Consider the following 19,732-nt stretch of genomic DNA (forward strand, 5'->3'; position numbering starts at 1 on the left):
AAGAGATAGGAGATAAGAGATAGGAGATAAGAGATAAGAGACAATAAGAGAATCAAGGGTTTTATAAACCTTTGAGGTACAGAATATAAGAAGCTCAGAGGCTCAGATACTCTGTAACTTTGAATCTCTGCAACTTTGAAACTTTGAAACTTTAGTACATAGTCATAATAACAGTTAAACTCATAAACAAATAAACCCATAAACTCATAACCCCATAAAACAGCCCATGGCAAGAAAAACTTTTTTTTGTGTAGATGCTCACACGTGCGGAAATCCTGTGCGTGTTATTGCTGGTGGCGGTCCCAACCTTATTGGAAATACCATGAGTGAAAAACGCCAACATTTTCTTAAAGAATTCGATTGGATTCGTAAAGGATTGATGTTCGAACCGCGTGGGCACGACATGATGAGTGGCAGTATTTTATACCCGCCCCATCATCCTGAAAATGATTTTGCAATTCTATTCATAGAAACATCGGGGTGTTTGCCCATGTGCGGACATGGAACCATAGGGACTATTACAATTGCTATTGAAGAAGGTCTAATTTCACCAAAAATACCTGGTAAAATAAAAATGGAAGCACCTGCTGGATTGGTAGAAATTGAATACCAACAAACAGGTAAAAAAGTAGATTGGGTTAAATTAGTAAATGTAAAATCCTATTTAGCTGCCGAAAAATTAACAGTTGAGTGCCCAGAACTTGGAGAAATAAATTTCGATGTATCTTATGGGGGCAATTACTACGCTATTGTAGATCCACAAAAAAACTTCAGTGGAATACAGGATTTTACAGCAGGCAAAATTGTACAATATTCGCAAGTAGTAAGAACACGTATAAACGAAAAATACCCTGATATGTTTATTCATCCAGAAAATGATACCATTCGGGATGTAAGCCATATGCTATGGACGGGAGATCCTATAGATCCAACATCGTCTGGAAGAAATGCTGTGTTTTATGGCGAAAAAGCTATAGACCGTTCACCTTGCGGAACAGGAACTTCTGCAAGAATGGCACAATTACACGCCCAAGGGAAACTAAAATTAGGTGAGCCTTTTGTTCATGAAAGTTTTATAGGCAGTAAATTTATTGGTAAAGTTGAAGCAGAAACAACTTTAGACGGTAAAAATGCCATAATTCCAAGTATTCAAGGGTGGGCTCAAGTGACAGGTTACAATACTATTATTATTGACGACGACGACCCTTATGCATACGGGTTTCAAGTTGTTTAAGAAATTATATAAGGTTATGAGTTTATGAGTTTATGAGTTTATGAGGTTAGAAAGTTAAGAAATTATAAAGTTAAAAGGTTATAAAGTTAAAAGAGAGTCAAGAAGCAAGAAGCAAGACACAAGAAACAAGACAAAGAGACAAAAGAAAATAGAAAATAGAGAATAGAAAACAGACAAAGGGCTTGGAAACCTCTGAGGCACAGAATATAAGAAGCTCAGAGGCTCAGATACTCTGAAACTTTGCAACTCTGAAACTTTGCAGCTTTGCAACTCTAGTCAATAATCATGATAACAGTTGTACACATAAACCAATAAACCCATAAACTAATAAACCCATAAACAAAAAAAACATGAAAAAAGTAGTTATAGTTGGTGGTGGCATTTCAGGTTTATGTAGTGCTTATTATTTAGTTAAGGAAGGACACTCTGTAACCGTTATAGATCAAAGCGATATAACTACTGGCGCTTCATTTATTAATGCAGGTTATTTAACACCTAGCCATTTTATTCCACTAGCGGCACCGGGTATTATTACCCAAGGATTAAAATGGATGCTAAATAGTTCGAGTCCCTTTTATATAAAACCACGTTTAGATTTCGATTTTTTTAAATGGGCATTATACTTTAGAAAATCAGCTACTAAACATCATGTCGAAAAATCCATTCCTATTTTAAAGGAATTAAATTTAAAAAGTCAGCATCTATTTGAAACCATGTTAACCTCATTGGATTTTGATTTTCATTACGAAAAAAAAGGTGTTTTAATGGCATATAGTTCATCTAAAAACGAGGCAGAAGAGCACGAAATTGCAGAACGAGCTATTAAAGAAGGTTTAGATGTAACTTGTTTAAATAAAGAAGAATTACACAAAATCCAACCCGTACTTTCAGATCATGTTATTGGAGCAATTCACTATAAATGTGATTCGCACATGACGCCGAATCATTTTATGCTTACCATGAAAACATGGTTAGAAAATAATGGCGTTAGGTTTCATACCAACCAAATGGTTGAAGATTTCACCGTAAAAAGTAATAAAATAGTAGCGGTAAAAACCCCATATACTAATTTTGAAGCAGATGAGTTTGTTTTGGCCATTGGAAGTTGGACATCAGCATTACTATCAAAATTAAAGCTAAATATCCCCATTCAAGGGGGAAAAGGTTATAGTATGGATGTACACAGACCAACGGGTATTACCATACCAACGATATTGATTGAAGCTAAAGCAGCCATAACACCCATGGATAATTTTACCCGATTTGCTGGAACTATGGAGTTTTCTGGGAATAATGCCATTGTTAGAAAAGAACGTGTTGAAGCTTTAGCAAATGCCGTAAAAACATTTTATAATGATATTGAAATTAATGACGAAGAGAAGGCAAAAGCGACTTCAGGATTAAGACCTGTATCTCCAGACGGTTTGCCTTTTATTGGCAAGACAAGTAAATACACCAATCTAACCATAGCAGCAGGGCATGCTATGATGGGTTGGAGCTTAGGAGCCATTACAGGGCAGCTTGTTGCAGAGTTAGTTGAGGACAAAAAACCTTCAGTAAATCTAAATCCGCTTGCTCCAGAGCGTTTCAAATAAATATAAAACTAAAAAAAATGAATAAATTCGGAATAGGTAGTTCGACTATAGAAGCAGAGTTAAATACTATAAAACCAGTTACACATGTAATAAAACCTATTCAAGAAGCAGAATACAGAAGCAGAATACAAAAAGCATGCGAACTTATGAAAGTACAAAATGCCCAAGCTATGTACTTAAATGCAGGAACGAATTTACTTTACTTTACAGGAACACATTGGCATGCTAGTGAACGTATGGTGGGTGCTATTTTATTGCCTAATGGCGATTTATATTACATCGCTCCTAACTTTGAAAAAGGCACCCTTTTAGATTTCATGGCCATAGAAGGCGAAATTCATTGTTGGGAAGAACATGAAAGTCCGTATCTGCTTTTAAACAATATACTTAAAGAAAACAACATATTAGAAGGCCATATTTTAATTGATGAAAGTGCGCCTTTCTTTGTTTATGAGGGTATTTCTAAAGCTACAGGTTTAAGTATTGAAAACGCACATGCAGTAATTTCAGAATGTCGAATGATTAAATCTGAAGCAGAAATAGCCATTATTCAAGCCCTCATGGATATTACTTTAGAAGTCCATAAAGCTACCGCAAGAATTTTAAAAGTAGGCATCACAACTAAAGACGTTGAAGATTTTATTAATGAAGCCCACAAACGTTATGGTATTATCTCTGGTTCTTATTTCTGTATTGTTTTATTCGGAAAAGACGCCTCGTTTCCTCATGGCGTTAAAACCCCAAAACCACTGGAATTAAATGACATCGTTTTGGTAGATACAGGTTGTTCATTTCACGATTATATTTCAGACATTACCAGAACCTATATTTTTGGTGAGGCTAACAATTACCAACAAAAAATCTGGAACATCGAAAAAGAAGCGCAATTAGCTGCTTTTACTGCGTCACAAATAGGGCATATCTGTGGTGATGTAGATCTGGCTGCTAGAGAAAAAATAGCATCTTATGGTCTTGGACCAGATTATAATCTTCCAGGATTACCACATCGAACAGGTCATGGCATAGGTTTGGATATTCATGAGAATCCCTATATCTTAAAAGGAAATAAAACCCTATTAAAACCAGGTATGTGTTACAGTGTTGAACCCATGATTTGTGTGCCATCCGAATTTGGTATTCGTTTGGAAGACCACATTTACATGACTAAAGATGGACCAAAATGGTTTACCGAACCAGCGCATTCTATCGAAAATCCATTTGGTAATTGAATCTTTGATTTCGGATTGAATTTTTTAGATTAAAGTTTTAAAGGAGGTTTGTATTAAAATTACACATAATCACACGTTAATATGCTGTTAAGGGTAATATACTATTACTTTCGGCTAACTTTAAACCATAACTGTTTGTAGGTAATATTTATTTTTATAAATAAAAGATAGAATGGGACACTCCTCTGGAGGTGCCTTTGGGGAGCGTAAACGAAAAGACTTTTTTGTAAAACATTTATTAAATGTAACACCACCTACATGGAACGAAATTTATAATGAGGACACGTTCAAAAAAAACATAAATTATGAATAAACAAGTTAAAAAAAGAACCTTCAAGTCCTAGAAGCTCATAAACCCATAAACCCATAAACTCATAAACTAAAAACAACAACAACAACAACAAACACATGAAAATCCATAAAGTCTTCATTTACACAATACTCACTGTTTTACCTGTGATGACAACAAATTTACAGGCACAAAATGGAGATCAAATTCTAGACGGTATTGGAGAAACAGGATTAATTGCTCGCTATTTGTTTGATGGTGATGCGAAGGATTGGTCACGAAACAATCTACATGGCACGCTAAATAATTCGAAAGCTAAGTTTATTGATGACGACCTGTTTGGTACAGTACTTTCTTTGCCAGCAGATAATAAAGCTTTTGTTACTTTACCAGGAGAAGCAGTCACTGGAGAAGAATCACTTAGTATAACAGGATGGATTTACTTGCTCTCTGATCGTCAGGGGCAATATTTTTTTGATTTTGGAAAAAACACCAAGTCCCATTTTTTTTTCACTCCCATGGGAACTACCGAAAAACAAGGATATCAGGCAGGAATCATTACTGAAGCAGGGGAGTACTATACAGAGTCATCAGATATAGAAGCTAGTAAATGGAATCATCTAGCGGTGGTTATCAATGTGCCTTCAAAATCCATAAGCACGTATGTTAATGGTAAACTCGTAAGTGAAACCAAAAACGTAGAACTGGATTTAGAACACGTATTTGATAACGATTCTAGCAACAAGAATATGCTCTATATAGGGAAATCTCTTTTATCTGACAACGCTTATCTCCATGCCAAATTACATGATTTTAGAATCTATCGAATCCCTTTGGGTGAAAAACAAATTGCCAGAATTCATCATAATTCTTTGAGCGGTGAAGAGACGGTTGTAAATGAAATGAAAGATGTTGCAGACGATCTGCCTATGTTTTCCAAAACAAGCCCCCAACTTTATAACGAGTACGTGTCCAGTGTACCAAACGTTGAAATAGAAACAGTAGTAGGGTATCTTCCCCGCTTACCGCGCTACGTAAAAGGCGTTTATCGCAATGGAATGGAAGGTCCAAACGTACGCGTGCTATGGCCAGCACCAAAAGATAACAGTAACGTACGCACAGCAGGTCAATATACCATAACAGGAAGTATCGCCGGTACAGACTTAAAGCCCAAAGCAATTATAACAGTAAAAGAGGTCAAGGAAAATGCGACGCCAACCCGAAAACTAGAAGTTTTTAATCTGGATGAAGTATCGTTAAACCCAGATCCTCATGGACATAACACAAAGTTCATTGAGAACCGTAATAAGTTCATAACCACCCTTGCCAAAACAAACCCAGACGATTTCCTATATATGTTTCGCAATGCTTTTGGACAGGAACAACCTCAAGGAGCAGAACCGTTAGGGGTGTGGGACACTCAGGAAACCAAATTACGAGGTCATGCCACGGGACATTATCTAACTGCTATTGCACAGGCTTATGCTAGCACAGGTTATGATAAGGCACTCCAAGCTAATTTTGCTAATAAGATGGAAACCATGGTCAATACGCTGTATGGGTTATCGCAAATGTCTGGGCAACCACGGGAAACGAGAGGAGAACACGTATCAGATCCAACCGCTGTACCAATAGGGGTAGGGAAAACAAACTACGACTCAGATTTGAGTATAGACGGTATTCGTACCGATTATTGGAATTGGGGCAAGGGGTTCATTAGTGCCTATCCACCAGACCAATTCATTATGCTAGAAAATGGCGCTACCTATGGCGGGCAGAAAACCCAAGTTTGGGCACCCTACTATACACTACATAAAATCCTTGCAGGATTGATGGATATATACGAAGTCAGTGATAATAAAAAAGCCCTTGAAATAGCTAAAGGAATGGGTGACTGGGTACATGCCCGTTTGAGTCAGTTGCCAACCGAAACACTTATCAGTATGTGGAACAGGTATATAGCTGGAGAATTTGGCGGTATAAATGAAGCCATGGCGCGACTGTCTCGAATAACGAATGAGCACCGTTACCTAGAAGTTGCACAATTATTCGATAACATCAACATGTTTTTTGGTGACGCTGAACATTCTCATGGATTAGCGAGGAATGTAGATACCTTCCGTGGGTTACATGCCAATCAACACATTCCTCAAATTATGGGAGCACTCGAAACATATCGTGATTCCAATACCCCAGACTATTACCGTATAGCCGATAATTTCTGGTACAAAACTACCAATGATTATATGTACAGTATTGGAGGCGTTGCAGGAGCGCGCAATCCTGCCAATGCGGAATGTTTTACCAGCCAGCCAGCAACAATCTATGAAAATGGTTTGTCCGCCGGTGGGCAGAATGAAACCTGTGCGACCTACAACATGCTTAAGCTAACCAGAAATTTATTTCTTTATGAACAACGTGCCGAACTCATGGATTATTATGAACGCGGTCTTTATAACCATATCCTAGCCTCAGTCGCAGAAGATAGCCCTGCAAATACATATCATGTACCGTTGAGACCTGGCTCCATAAAACATTTTGGCAATGCGGACATGAAAGGATTCACTTGCTGTAACGGTACGGCCATAGAAAGCAGTACGAAACTTCAGAATTCAATTTATTTTAAAAGCATGGATAACCATGCACTTTATGTCAATCTGTATGTGCCTTCAACATTAAAATGGAAAGAAAAGCATGTGATTATAGAGCAAACGACTGCGTTCCCAAATGAAGACCATACGAAGTTAACCATTAAAGGAGGAGGGAAGTTCGATATTAATGTCCGCGTACCGCATTGGGCAACCCAAGGATTTTCCGTAAAGATAAATGGCAAAAAAGAAAAAGTGGATGCCACACCGGGAAGCTATCTTAAATTAAGCCGTAAATGGAAAAATGGAGATACCATAGAACTGCACATGCCCTTTCAATTTCATTTAGACCCCATAATGGACCAACAAAATATAGCGAGCTTATTTTATGGTCCCATTTTACTGACAGCACAGGAGTCCGAACCACGGAAAGACTGGCGTAAAGTAACTTTGGACGCTCAGGATATTAGCAAGTCCATAGAAGGAAATCCGAAGACTTTGGAATTTAATATAGGCGGCACTGTTTTTAAACCTTTTTATGAAACTTATGGGCGGCATTCGGTTTATCTAGACATTACCCTAAAATAATTCAACCATGAACTATAAAATTTTAAAAACATACCATTTCTTAATTATATTCTTTCTAACCATGATGGTAACTGCACAAAGCAACCTTATAGATTTGGTAAATGCATATACTGCCGATAAACGTGCTTTAAATAAGTTTTATACCTATAGTGAATCTGAAGAATACTATCAGCGGTTTATGACCTTATATGCTAACTGGCAAAATAAAATAGAGGCCTTGGATTTTGATGCTTTAACCCAACAGGAAAAAGTAGATTACCTCCTTTTAAAGAACTTAATCAAAAAAGAAACTTACTTTTTTAATTTAGAATATACAGCGTTTAAAGAGGTGGCTTCCGTATCGGATTTTGCTAAAGATATCCTTCCTTTCATTAAAGAAAGAAGGCGGGGTGAAAAACCAGATGCCCAGGCACTGGCAAAAATATTACACGATGCCAGTTCAAAAATAGATATTGAAATAAAGACACTTAAAGAACAGCCTTTTAAGGATTGGCTAATGGCAGAAAAGGCTTCTAAAGTAATCGTGTCTTTCCAGAAATCATTAGAAGAAGCCTATTCTTTTTATTGCGGTTACGACCCTAGTTTTACCTGGTGGGTTGAAAAACCATTCGAGCACATGTCCGCTAAACTTTCTGAATATGCTAATTTACTTAAAGAAAACTACTCTAAAACCAGTATAAAAGACGATGGTAGTGGGATTATCGGAAAACCAATTGGAAGAGAAGCGCTCATTGAAAGTTTAAATTTTGAATTTATTCCGTATACACCAGAACAAATGATTAAAACTGCCGAAAATCAGTTTAACTGGTGCAAGGAGGAAATGATAAAAGCATCGAAAGACTTGGGCTATGGAACCGACTGGAAAGCCGCCTTGGAGCATGTGAAAAACACCTATGTGCCTGCTGGCGAACAACCTCAAGTTATCACAGACCTTTATAATCAATCTGTCGATTTTATTGAAGAACGCGATTTGATAACATTTCCGGAATTGGCAAAGGAAACTTGGGGCATGATTATGATGACACCAGAGCGTCAAAAAGTAAATCCATTCTTTACAGGTGGTTGGGAAATTAGTATTTCTTACCCTACCCAAGATATGAGTGAGGCCGATAAGTTAATGAGCATGCGTGGAAACAACCCTAATTTTTCCAGAGCGACTGTGCAACATGAATTATTGCCGGGACACAATCTTCAATTTTTTATGAATGCCCGCCATAAAAGTTACCGCAATGCATTCGACACCCCTTTTTGGATGGAAGGATGGGCACTCTATTGGGAGATAAACTTATGGAATAAAGAATTCCCTCAAACACCTGAACAAAAATTAGGAATGCTGTTTTGGCGAATCCATAGATGTGCACGCATTATTTTCTCTTTAAAATATCATTTAGGGGAACTTACACCCCAACAGTGTATTGATATGCTTGTAAACGAAGTTGGTCACGAATATGCAAATGCCGATGCAGAAGTAAGACGTTCTTTTGCTACAAGCTATACACCACCATTATATCAAATGGCCTATATGACGGGAGGTTTGCAATTTTATGCCTTACGGAATGAAATGTTGGAAAAAGGGTGGACAGAAAAACAATTTCACGATCGTGTTTTACAAGAAAATATGATGCCCATAGAGCTTCTAAGAAGTCTGATACAAGACTTACCATTAAAGAAAAACCATAAAACGAATTGGAAATTCTCAACGGAATTCAAATAAAAAACTTTTAATACATGACAAAAATCCAAATATATTCAGATGTCAGTCTAAGGTGTCATTTTTATTCTAAAAAGAGCAATGTAAAATGACCTTTAGTTTGTCAGACTGAGCTTGTCGAAGTCTTGTCGAAGTCCTAGTTTTAAAAGTCAAAAACATTAGAAGTATTGCTTTTAATAGCATTTCGACTTTTCTGTTATGTACTAATATTAAAAAAGTATTAAATATAAAAAATAATGAACCACCTAAAATTAAAGTTTAGTTTCCTATTATTAATAATAACCGGCTTGAGTGTTCAAGCACAGGGATATTGGAGCCGACTGGAAGATAAAGAGCCGACTTTGGGAATTGCTGAGGTCTATCAAAAGTTTAATACACCCCATTTTCAATTAAAACTTGTAAAAGCATCCCAAACCGTTGCGGGTTTAAGACCAATAAAAAATCTAAATTTCGATTTCACCCCAAGCGATCGTTTAGAAATTAGAGACAAAGACGGTTTATACCATTTAGGCGACATCAATTTAAGAATTAAAGAAGAGGATGCCGATTGGAAAAGTTATTCCACTGCTGCCAAACGTGCTGCTGTTACTGCGTTAGAAGTATCAGGAGTGATTATAGCTGGTGCTGACTTAGCCAATACCTTGCCAAATGATATTCCTGTTACCATAAAACGTTTTTACGAAATAGATAACGACCATTTAGTGATGCGGTTTGAAATCACCAATAAATCGGCAACCGGCATAGAAATAGGAGCTTTAGGCATTCCTATGATTTTCAATAATATTTTAGAAGGAAAGTCATTAAATGAAACCCATGCACAAAATGTGTTTTTTGACCCCTACATAGGTTTAGATGCAGGCTATTTAGAAGTAAAAAGACTTAGCGGCCGTGGTTCTGCACTATTAGTTCTGCCAAAGGAAAACATGCCTTTTGAAGCTTACCGTCCGCTGTTAGACGACCCAACACCAAGAAGCATTGTTTTTGAAGGCTTTCATGAGTGGATGGTATATAGCAAGGCATACGCAGAAAACGAATGGAAAGATGCAACCCCATGGAACAAACCAACATCATTAGTCTTAAAACCAAATGAATCTAAAAATTTTGCTTTAAAGTTTGTGCTTTCAGAAGGTATAGAAGAAATTCAACAGACCCTTATTAAAGAAGAACAACCTGTGGCAACAAGCATCCCTGGTTATGTTATTCCGCAAGATATTAAATCGCAATTATTTTTAAATTACAAAAGCCATGTAAGCGCCTTTACTATAGAGCCCAAAGGAAGTCTTCAAATAGAGGAAGATGGCACAACCAATAAAGGTCTAAAAAAATACACCGTTCGCGGAAAAAAATGGGGGCGTTCTAGGCTAACCATAACGTATAATGATGGTGTAAAGCAAACTATAAACTATAAAGTAATTAAGTCTGAAACCGATGTTGTAAAAGACTTTGGCCATTTCTTAACAACAGCACAGTGGTTTGATGAACCTAACGATTTATTCGGTAGGAATCCCTCGGTAATTAGTTATGATTATGAAACTAAGAAACAGTTAACCGAGGACAGTCGTGCATGGGTTGCTGGTTTAAGTGATGAAGGTGGTGCAGGGGGGTGGCTAGCTGCTATTATGAAACAGCTTATCCAACCGGACAAAGAAGAAATTAAAAAACTACAACGCTTTATAGATGAAACGCTTTGGGGTAACATTCAATACAGCGAAGGTAAAGACAGATACGGTGTAAAAAAGAGTGTGTTTTACTATGAACCAGACTCTTTGCCAAAGGGCACATATAGTGACAGCATAAACTATAAAACCTGGGCTGCTTGGGACCATAAACATGCAAACAATCCAGGTAGATCTTATAACTATCCACATGTGGCTGCTGCTTATTGGACCATGTACCGTTTGGCAAGATATCATGACGGTTTAGTGGACAATAGAACTTGGGATTGGTACTTAAAACAAGCCTATCACACGACGATCGCCATGACTGAATTAGCACCTTATTATGCACAATTCGGACAAATGGAAGGCTCTGTGTTTTTATATATTTTGGAAGATCTAAAAATTGAAGGATATGAAGATATGTCAGTCGATTTAGAAGCGAAAATGAAAAATAGGGCAGACCATTGGGAAGCTTTGGAATACCCTTTTGGAAGTGAAATGCCTTGGGATTCCACAGGACAAGAAGAAGTGTATATGTGGTCCGATTATTTTGGATACCATCATAAAGCAAATGTCACGCTCAACGCCATTTTAGCTTATATGCCTACAATGCCACATTGGGCTTACAATGGGAATGCACGAAGATATTGGGACTTCCTTTATGGTGGAAAATTGTCTAGAGTTGAGCGTCAAATCCATCATTATGGCTCATCCTTAAATGCTATTCCTGTGCTGACACAATACAGGAAAACCGCCGATAATTTATATTTGTTAAAAGTAGGGTATGGCGGTTTACTAGGAGGCATATCAAATATTACTGAAGACGGATTTGGTCCAGCGGCATTCCATTCTTATCCTACCGAATTAAGAATCGATTATTTATCTGGGGACTATGGCTCTGGGTTTTATGGGTATGCTGTTAATACGGCGACTTATATAACCAAGGATGACGATTTAGGATGGTTGGCCTTTGGCGGTAATGTAACAACAAAAGGTGATTTGGTTGAGGTTGAAATAACAACTGCAGCAAAATCAAAAGTGTTTGTTGCCCCTAAAAAAATGTGGCTAACATTAGATGCCGGTACCTTTGAAAAAATAACCTATAATACCAAAACGGATCGTATAGAAATCACATTAAACAGCAAAGATGAGTTTACGCCAAATGCCTATTTAAGAGTGAATAATAACATAGAGTTACCATACACAAAAGTAAGAGGTGCTTACCAAATACCCCTGCAAAAAAAGAGCCTTCAAATAAAGTTGTAAAATTAGCTGCTGAAAATTGCAGTATTCAGTATTCAGTAGTCAGTAGTCAGTAGTCAGTAAGCAGTAGTCAGTAAGCAGTAGTTAGTTGTTAATAACCGAATAAACAATAGTCAATAGTCAGTAGTTAGTAGGCAGTAGTTTATGATTAGCAATCAATTAAACAATAGTCAATAATCAATAAACAATAGTCAATAGTAAATAACATAACGAATGTCAGTCTGAGCGCAGTCGAAGACCTAATAGTAGTCAGTATTCAGTAGACAGTAGCAGTAGGCAATAAGCAGTAGTTTATGATTAACAATCAATTAAACAATTAACCAATTCAACAATTAAACGATTCAACGAATAAACAATAGTAAATAACATAACGAATGTCAGTCTGAGCGCAGTCGAAGACCTAATAGTAGTCAGTATTCAGTAGACAGTAGCAGTAGGCAATAAGCAGTAGTTTATGATTAACAATCAATTAAACAATTAATCAATTCAACAATTAAACGATTCAACGAATAAACACTTTGATACCAATCGTTGTAAACAAGCTCGAATTTATTTACTTTAAAAGTCCCAAAATCATAATCAATGTTTTTTGTCTAAAACTTGTAAAAATTTTTCTTTTTGAGTTAATTCCGTTATAAACCGTAGAATAGTTGAATGAGCTGTTTGTATCGAATGTCTTTTGTCCAAACTTTGTTCTAAATTAGAGTTTTTAACTAGAATGGGAGGCTGGGCAGTTGCCCAAAGTCCAATTCTAAGAACTACCATTACCTTATCTAGACTAAAGCGAAAAGGGTATAAACCTTTGGCAGACTACATTAATAACAAGCAAAATTCAATTTGGTGAACCGCCGTATACGAGACCCATACGTACGGTGGTGTGAGAGGCGCAGTGGCGACTTTAAGTCGTCACCCGTCTACTCGATTGGCGGTAGTTTTAAACCACATATAAATACTTTAGTTGTTGAAGTGAGAAGTCTCAATTATTTCATAGTTTGTCATTGTTAGGCTACTTGAGTCAATCATTTTTGCTAATTTTAATGCATCTTCATCTTGCATAAATGTTTTTTGAACATAATCAACAGCCTCTTTACTTTCCCATAGAAAAATATCCATATAACCATCATCTGTTTTTAATAATTGCCTACTAATTAAGCCTTTGCATCTAGAACAATAGTCTCTGTTAAATGTTTCGGATGCTAACAAAAGTTCTTCGTGAGTTATATTTTCTGCTACTTTGTAAGTTGTGATTTCTACTATCATTTTTGAATTATCTGTATTAATTGTACATGAACTAACAAATACAAAAAGTATTATTGCTATTGTTAATCTAAGGATATTCATTATCAGTCATTTAATAAAAAGTTATTGATGGCAAATCTATGTATAGATTTCTGGCTAGAACAATAAGATAGTTTAAGAAAATTATCAACCAACGGCTATCTTTTTTCTAATTGTACTTAGGAACTCAGGAGTCACACCAATATATGATGCAATTTGTACGTTTGAAATTCGATTTGATAAACCTGGATAATTATTCAGAAAGTAAACATATCTTTCATGTGCAGTAGAACTGATATGTTGAAGAACTCTGTTTTGTTGTTCAATAAATGCGTTCTCTGTGATAATTCTCATGTTTCTATCAAAAAGAGGTGAATTGTCATATAGGTTAAAGAGGTCTTCTTTCTTAATTTGCAGAATAATAGAAGGTTCTATAGCCTCAATGCAAAGTGCACTAGGAACATTGTTATATAAGCTACTAAAATCAGTTAGCCATTTACCTTCGGTACTAAACTGAAGGTTGTGTTGGTCCCCTTTTTTGTCAACGTGATAAGTCTTTAAAATTCCTTTTACCACAAAAGTTAGGTGGTTGCATTTTTCTCCTTCTGTTAAGATTCTTTCTTTTCTCTTTAGTTTTCTTTCAGCTACACATTCATCAAGCATTTTGACTGTTGAATTTTCAATAGTCCAATAATTTTCAAAATAGTTTAATAAATGTTGTATTTTAGAAGATTTCAATTTTCGTAGTGTATTTAATTACCGCCAACAATTGTATAACCACAATAAAAACCAAACCTATTGTAGTTATATCGTTTATGTATACAATATATTACTTTTTGATAACGTATCCAATGGATTTATAATGGTCATATTTGTTAATCTCAATTGTTTTGGTGTATATCACCATTGTTTTTGGCGAACAATGCCCCAGTTAAGTAAAGTCAACACCGTAGGCATTAAGGACACATTTTATTCCTTTTTAGGCGCTCTAATTTTGGCATGCAACTAAATTGCACCTCAAAATAAAAGCCCTTAAAAGGGCTCTTGTGTATCTTGTTTTTATAAAATCAGGGGCTTCCGCAACAGTTACCATGTTAGCGGTAGGCTTTATTCTTTTTCGTTGTTGAATATCAAAAATAAAGCGCCAATGATTGTCATGTTTTTTAGAAACGAAACCATTTCAGCTTGTTGAGTAATTATCTCTAATTCAGTTTCGGTTGGTAAAGTCCAAAAATTATGAAAAATGAATGTTGCTGGAAGTATAAATATCAACAAGAATATTGTTCCAATTTTGGTTTTGTAACTCATGATAATAGATAATCCGCCTGTAACTTGTAATAATATTGCCATTATTAAGAAAAAGGGAGTATACACCATATTATGAGATTCCATATACGAAATGGTTTTATCCCAATCTCCAATTTTACTTAATCCACTTGCAATAAATATAAGACTGAATAAAATCCGTCCTATTCTGTTGATATACTTTTGTGATTTCTTCATTTTTGATTAATTAATTTATTTAGGTAAGTCTTTAGACCACAATTTTGCTATATTTTGACTTGCCGTTTTATAGTTCGTTGTTTTTGCGTTTTCATTTCTTTGTTCGCAAAATATTAAGTCTTCATTAAATAGTGATTTTGCAAGATCTCTTCCTGCCATTGTGATTATTGTAGTTTTTTCAAATCTTATTTTTTGAAATTTACTAAAAGCACCTTCTGTTGTTTCTGATTTTTCTAAAATAGAAGCAAAATGCCACGCATCTTCTATTGCTTGACAAGCACCTTGTCCTGACGTTGGTAATGCAGAATGTGCCGAGTCCCCAATTAAACATACATTATTTTTATGCCATTTCGGAATAGGGTTGTGGTCAAAAACTTCAATGTACTTAATATTTTCTTCTGTAGTCAATTGTATAATTTCTCTGATTTTTGGCGACCAAGAACCAAATATTTTAAGTAATTGAGTTTTACTATTCCGGTTTTTGTGCGAAGAGTTTAAAGGCAAGGATTTTCCTCCAGCCCAATATCCTTTGTATTTGTTTATCGACACAATCCCAAAACGTTCTCCGTAACCCCAAAAGTCCAAAACGTTGTTTTCTAAAAAAATCGGTTTGTCGCTTTCTACTATTCCAATCCAATTGACAAAGTTTTGATAAATAGGTGTATTGTTTCCATTAACATATTGTCGAGCAACTGAATTCATTCTTCCATCTGCTCCAATTATTATGTCAGCATTTATTTTAATACTATTCTCAAAAGTTATAGAAGTTCTATTTCCTTGATCAGATAACAGCGAGGCTTTATGATTATAGTAAATAGGGATGTTCAGTTCTTCTGCTTTCTGTAATAGAATTTTTTGAAAATCGATTCTGCTAATCGAGTAACTTGTTGAACCAATAATTGTATTAATATCATTGATACTAATTGCTCCTAAAAATTCTTCACTTTCATTCCAACGTTGCATTTCTTTTAACTTTCCACCAACTTTTTCAACCTCTGTAAGTAGATTAAGTTTATCAAGTATTTTATTCGCATTTGCCCATAGAACCAATCCTGCACCAATTGTTGATGCTGTTTTTCTACGTTCATAAATGCAGATGTTTTCAAATCCTTTTTGTTGGAGTGCTATTGCAGTGGTCAAGCCTCCAACCCCAGCTCCTAAAATTACTATTTCAGAATGTTTCATATTCGTTTTGTACTTATCCTGATTTGTTTTACTTTTGTTTTGCAAGTAAAAGTATAAAATAACTTTCAAAGTGCAAGTGATAATTGAAAATAATGAAACAAAATTTCAGGTCAAATTGTCCAATTAGTTCAGCATTAGATATAATAGGTGATAAATGGTCATTATTAATTATTAGAGATATGATGTTTTCGGGAAAGAAAACGTATAGTGATTTTAGTAATTCAAGTGAAAAAATTGCAACTAATATTCTTTCAAATAGACTATCTATGCTTGAAGAATTAGGAATTATTGATAAAGGAAAAAAGGAAGGAAATAAGAAGACTAATATTTATAGTCTTACACAAAAAGGACAAGAATTGCTTCCGATAATTTTGGAAATCGCTGAATGGAGTGATAACAATTTAAATGACCATTTGAAAGATGGTGCAAAACCGTTTGTCAATAAGTTTAAATCAAATAAAACCGAATTTGTTCAAAAGATGTATCAGCTGTTTGAAAATCGAGAACGTTGATGTTTGGTTGCTTCTGACTAACGTTTTTATCAATTACTAAAAATCAATATATTACAAATGTAATTTTTATTCCTCTTATTTACCTTTTCCTTCACCTTGCGTTAGCCTAAGAGGTCAATGCTTCTGAATATGAAGGATTACCGCTAAACGTATACGTATATGCAAAGTTGCTATTCGAAAATGAATTTTACAGTTTTGATTAGATCGTTTTCGATTTCATAAATAGCGACGGCTTTCACTATTTCATTTTCTTTGATACCTGAAACTTCTTCTTGATCAATTACAGAATTTCCGATGATAATGCGGTTGATTATTTTTGTTTGTACTTTTTGCACATTGAACCGAAAATCATACTTTTCATATAATTCTTTTTTACCCGAGAGTATTACTTTTCCACTTTTGAGATCAAAAATCTCAATATTATCAGAGTATGTATTACAAAATAGATCAAGAAGGTTTTTATTGTAAAATTCTAATTGCTTATCTATAAGATCTTCTGGTTTCATTTTACCTCAATTTTGTTTCACCTAACGTGATTGTATAATAATAGTGTGGTTTTGCGTGCGAGGATTTTCCGAAGGACACGAGCGAAGCGAACTGGCGCAAGCAAAATCAGAAGCTAGTAAATGAGCAACTAACATTGGTTAAGCCTAAAATAAGCAATTTTTTATACACGTTGTGCCTGTTACACAACTATGAAATTCTCTAATGTCTCTCTAATCATCGTTGCTCGGTAAATAGTAAATTGCTTGTTTTTAATGATTTGTAATTTTTTAGTAGTGTCAAAATTTATTGATTTATTTGAAATTAGGAGTTGTGCAACAGTTACCATTGTTGGCATACGTTTTTTTTATTGTTATGTTTTTAATTTCGCAATAGGAGTTCCTTTAAGACTCTCTCTAACTAAATTGGAAATAAAAAGAGTGAACGACTCAATATCGCCTTCAACACTTGCTTTTTCTAATGAATTCATATATGCTTTGCGTTCTTCTACTGGAATCACTGTCCAGGGATATCCGCCTGATGCAAGCATTAAATTCATTAAAAATCTAGCTATTCTTCCATTGCCATCCATATATGGATGAATATAAACAAAGATAAAATGGCCAAGTACAGCTCGGACTCCTGCATTACTTTCGTTTTCCAATAATTCGAAAAGGATTGGCATTGCATCTCTTACAGCTTCTTTATTCAATGGAACATGTTGCGATTGTGAAATATATACTTGATTTGTTCTATATCCAGCCAAATCTGAGGCCTTTAAAATTCCAATTGTAACACTAGGAGCGAATAATTCTTGGTACCATTTGGTATGGTCTTGGTCCGCAACGGTCCCTGAATTGGTGCCATTTAGAATTTTTTTAATACTACTTTTTATTGATTGGGTGGCTTGCCAATAACCTCTGGCAGCCATTGCATCTCGTTGATTTCTGTCTTCATTATTTTCTTCTATGTTCCAATTACCACTTCTTACTTTTTCAATTAGGTCCACAGATACGGTGTATCTTTCAATAGATAAAGAATGGTATGCATCAGTCAAATATATTTGGTCCACCGAGTTTAAATATTCTTCATGATTTTTGGCAAGTCCTGGACCATCTGGAAAATTTTTAATTACTACTTTTCTGTATTCTTCCCACATGATTTTTATTCTATTTGCATATGGTGACTTTTCTCTAAAGGATAGTCTAATAGGTAGTTTGTTTTCAAAAGGGTCTATTTCTCTCACATCGAAATCTGCCATTTTCATTGTAGAAACAATTTCGTCAGCTATTTGGATTTGACCAATATTCCGAAAAGCTCCAGCCAATCTGCCTGCAATTACTGAATGAGAGCCATCTAATAGTTGTTTAAGTAATTCAGATGAGTCAGGAATTAATGCCAAAATAGTTCTCATGTCGGTCGGATTTTTTTTGAACATTGTAGGTGAGCAATTAATTAAGGCAGAAGTAATAGTTAACATTCTTATTCCGTTGACTTCTATTATCTCCGCTGTATTTGGTAATGGAGATTTCATTTCAAATAATGAGGTATTATGTAAAAGGGGTATGTTCTTATTTGGTGCTTTAGGGCTACGAATAATTAATTGACTTGGAACTGTGTTATTGCCTGAATGCATTAAAATAGATTGCTCTGCAGAAATGCAATAAGCATTGTTATATTTATCTTTTAAATATCTTGAACAAAATTGCCAGTATGATGTGTACCAAGAAGTACTATCCCCTAAATTCTCATTTGGATTTGCTGCTATATACCAACCTTTGGCGACTTCTTTTAAAAATCCATTTTTGGTAAGTCGTTCGCGATGTGTTCTGTTTATTTCAGATGTTTTTATTGCTACAATGTTTTGTTCTTCTTGAATTTCACGAAGAATCTGAAGTGATGCTGCGAGTTTTTCTCCTGGTGTAGCCATATGAATAAATGCTGTTTTTTATATTTAATTGCAGCTCTATTTTTTTTTGTGCCAAATTTAGCCTAGCGAGTTGTGCTTTAATTAGCTTTAAATGATGAATGTAAATTAGCCTTACGCGACGTATTAAAATTAGCCTTGCATGCAAATATACAGAAACTTATTCAAAAATAAATGATTTATAACTGAATTGTTCTAATGTATGCCAACGTTTACGTGTATGGAAAGTTGCGTGTTTGCGTGCGGGGATTTTCCGAAGGACACGAGCGAAGCGAACTGGCGCAAGCAAAATCAGAAGCTAGTAAACGAGCAACTAACATTGGTTAAGCCTAAAATAAGCAATTTTTTATACACGTTGTGCCTGTTGCACAACTATGAAATTCTCTAATGTCTCTCTAATCATCGTTGCTCGGTAAATAGTAAGTTGCTTGTTTTTAATGATTTGTAATTTTTTAGTAGTGTCAAAATTTATTGATTTATTTGAAATTAGGAGTTGTGTAAGCCGTGACACCGAATCTGGATATAAAAATATATTCGGAGAATAAAATGCCTATATCAGTACAAATAAGATTGACACGCATTTGAAGCTTACAAATATATCTATTTAAAACCTTCGGGGAGTCTGTATGCCATTTTCTTCTGGCTATCTCCGGATGCAGTTGTCAATTTTATAAGTTTTGGCAACTTTA

14 protein-coding genes and 1 pseudogene are annotated in these 19,732 nt (G+C 35.3%); 9 read left to right on the plus strand and 6 right to left on the minus strand.

Annotated features, from left to right (window positions below; all coding sequences use genetic code 11):
* The first annotated feature begins 226 nt into the window (after window positions 1–226).
* The 8 genes and pseudogenes from ACGLWY_RS13695 to ACGLWY_RS13730 form a co-directional block, all read left to right on the plus strand.
* Window positions 227–1,234 (plus strand): 4-hydroxyproline epimerase, encoded by a 1,008-nt coding sequence (locus ACGLWY_RS13695; protein WP_396620234.1) that lies wholly within the window; start codon window positions 227–229, stop codon window positions 1,232–1,234.
* Window positions 1,235–1,584: 350 nt separating this feature from the next.
* A complete protein-coding gene (locus tag ACGLWY_RS13700) occupies window positions 1,585–2,829 on the plus strand; it encodes an NAD(P)/FAD-dependent oxidoreductase (RefSeq protein WP_396620235.1) in 1,245 nt (414 codons plus the stop codon).
* Window positions 2,830–2,846: 17 nt separating this feature from the next.
* Window positions 2,847–4,058, plus strand: coding sequence for a M24 family metallopeptidase (locus ACGLWY_RS13705; protein WP_396620236.1), 1,212 nt, complete (start codon window positions 2,847–2,849; stop codon window positions 4,056–4,058).
* A 172-nt stretch (window positions 4,059–4,230) separates the two neighbouring features.
* The gene (locus tag ACGLWY_RS13710) at window positions 4,231–4,371 is read left to right on the plus strand and encodes a hypothetical protein (protein ID WP_396620237.1); all 141 of its coding nucleotides are present in this window, start codon (window positions 4,231–4,233) and stop codon (window positions 4,369–4,371) included.
* A 95-nt stretch (window positions 4,372–4,466) separates the two neighbouring features.
* Window positions 4,467–7,523, plus strand: a complete 3,057-nt coding sequence (locus ACGLWY_RS13715; RefSeq protein WP_396620238.1) for a beta-L-arabinofuranosidase domain-containing protein — start codon at window positions 4,467–4,469, stop codon at window positions 7,521–7,523.
* Window positions 7,524–7,530: 7 nt separating this feature from the next.
* Entirely contained in the window at window positions 7,531–9,237 is a 1,707-nt protein-coding gene (locus ACGLWY_RS13720) for a DUF885 family protein (RefSeq protein WP_396620239.1), read from the plus strand.
* A 233-nt stretch (window positions 9,238–9,470) separates the two neighbouring features.
* Window positions 9,471–12,158 carry a DUF5695 domain-containing protein gene (locus tag ACGLWY_RS13725; protein ID WP_396620240.1) on the plus strand — a complete coding sequence of 896 codons (2,688 nt, stop codon included), beginning with the start codon at window positions 9,471–9,473 and terminating at the stop codon, window positions 12,156–12,158.
* Between the two features lie 709 nt (window positions 12,159–12,867).
* A pseudogene (locus ACGLWY_RS13730) lies at window positions 12,868–12,999 on the plus strand (group II intron reverse transcriptase/maturase); the annotation flags it as partial.
* Window positions 13,000–13,109: 110 nt separating this feature from the next.
* On the opposite strand, the gene ACGLWY_RS13735 reads toward ACGLWY_RS13730, so the two are convergent.
* The 4 genes from ACGLWY_RS13735 to ACGLWY_RS13750 all read right to left on the minus strand — a co-directional run bounded on the left by ACGLWY_RS13735 (window position 13,110) and on the right by ACGLWY_RS13750 (window position 16,190).
* On the minus strand, window positions 13,110–13,496 hold the full coding sequence (locus ACGLWY_RS13735) for a hypothetical protein (RefSeq protein ID WP_396620241.1): 387 nt from the start codon (window positions 13,494–13,496) through the stop codon (window positions 13,110–13,112).
* A gap of 84 nt (window positions 13,497–13,580) precedes the next feature.
* The gene (locus ACGLWY_RS13740) at window positions 13,581–14,171 is read right to left on the minus strand and encodes a Crp/Fnr family transcriptional regulator (protein ID WP_396620242.1); all 591 of its coding nucleotides are present in this window, start codon (window positions 14,169–14,171) and stop codon (window positions 13,581–13,583) included.
* Window positions 14,172–14,540: 369 nt separating this feature from the next.
* Window positions 14,541–14,936, minus strand: a complete 396-nt coding sequence (locus ACGLWY_RS13745; protein ID WP_396620243.1) for a DoxX family protein — start codon at window positions 14,934–14,936, stop codon at window positions 14,541–14,543.
* 15 nt (window positions 14,937–14,951) lie between these two features.
* Window positions 14,952–16,190, minus strand: coding sequence for an FAD-dependent oxidoreductase (locus ACGLWY_RS13750; RefSeq protein WP_396620244.1), 1,239 nt, complete (start codon window positions 16,188–16,190; stop codon window positions 14,952–14,954).
* Between the two features lie 23 nt (window positions 16,191–16,213).
* Here ACGLWY_RS13750 and ACGLWY_RS13755 point away from each other — a divergent pair, with 23 nt between their 5' ends.
* Window positions 16,214–16,633: a winged helix-turn-helix transcriptional regulator gene (locus ACGLWY_RS13755; protein ID WP_396620245.1), complete on the plus strand. Its 420-nt coding sequence runs from the start codon at window positions 16,214–16,216 to the stop codon at window positions 16,631–16,633.
* Between the two features lie 170 nt (window positions 16,634–16,803).
* Here the strand turns inward: ACGLWY_RS13755 and ACGLWY_RS13760 are convergent, their stop codons facing one another.
* Both ACGLWY_RS13760 and ACGLWY_RS13765 read right to left on the minus strand, forming a co-directional pair.
* Complete coding sequence (locus tag ACGLWY_RS13760) at window positions 16,804–17,139, minus strand: hypothetical protein (RefSeq protein WP_396620246.1); 336 nt, start codon at window positions 17,137–17,139, stop codon at window positions 16,804–16,806.
* A 350-nt stretch (window positions 17,140–17,489) separates the two neighbouring features.
* Window positions 17,490–19,046, minus strand: a complete 1,557-nt coding sequence (locus tag ACGLWY_RS13765) for a Fic family protein (RefSeq protein ID WP_396620247.1) — start codon at window positions 19,044–19,046, stop codon at window positions 17,490–17,492.
* Between the last annotated feature and the right edge of the window lie 686 nt (window positions 19,047–19,732).

The sequence above is a fragment of the Mariniflexile sp. HMF6888 genome, from assembly GCF_044335535.1.
GTDB lineage: Bacteria > Bacteroidota > Bacteroidia > Flavobacteriales > Flavobacteriaceae > Mariniflexile.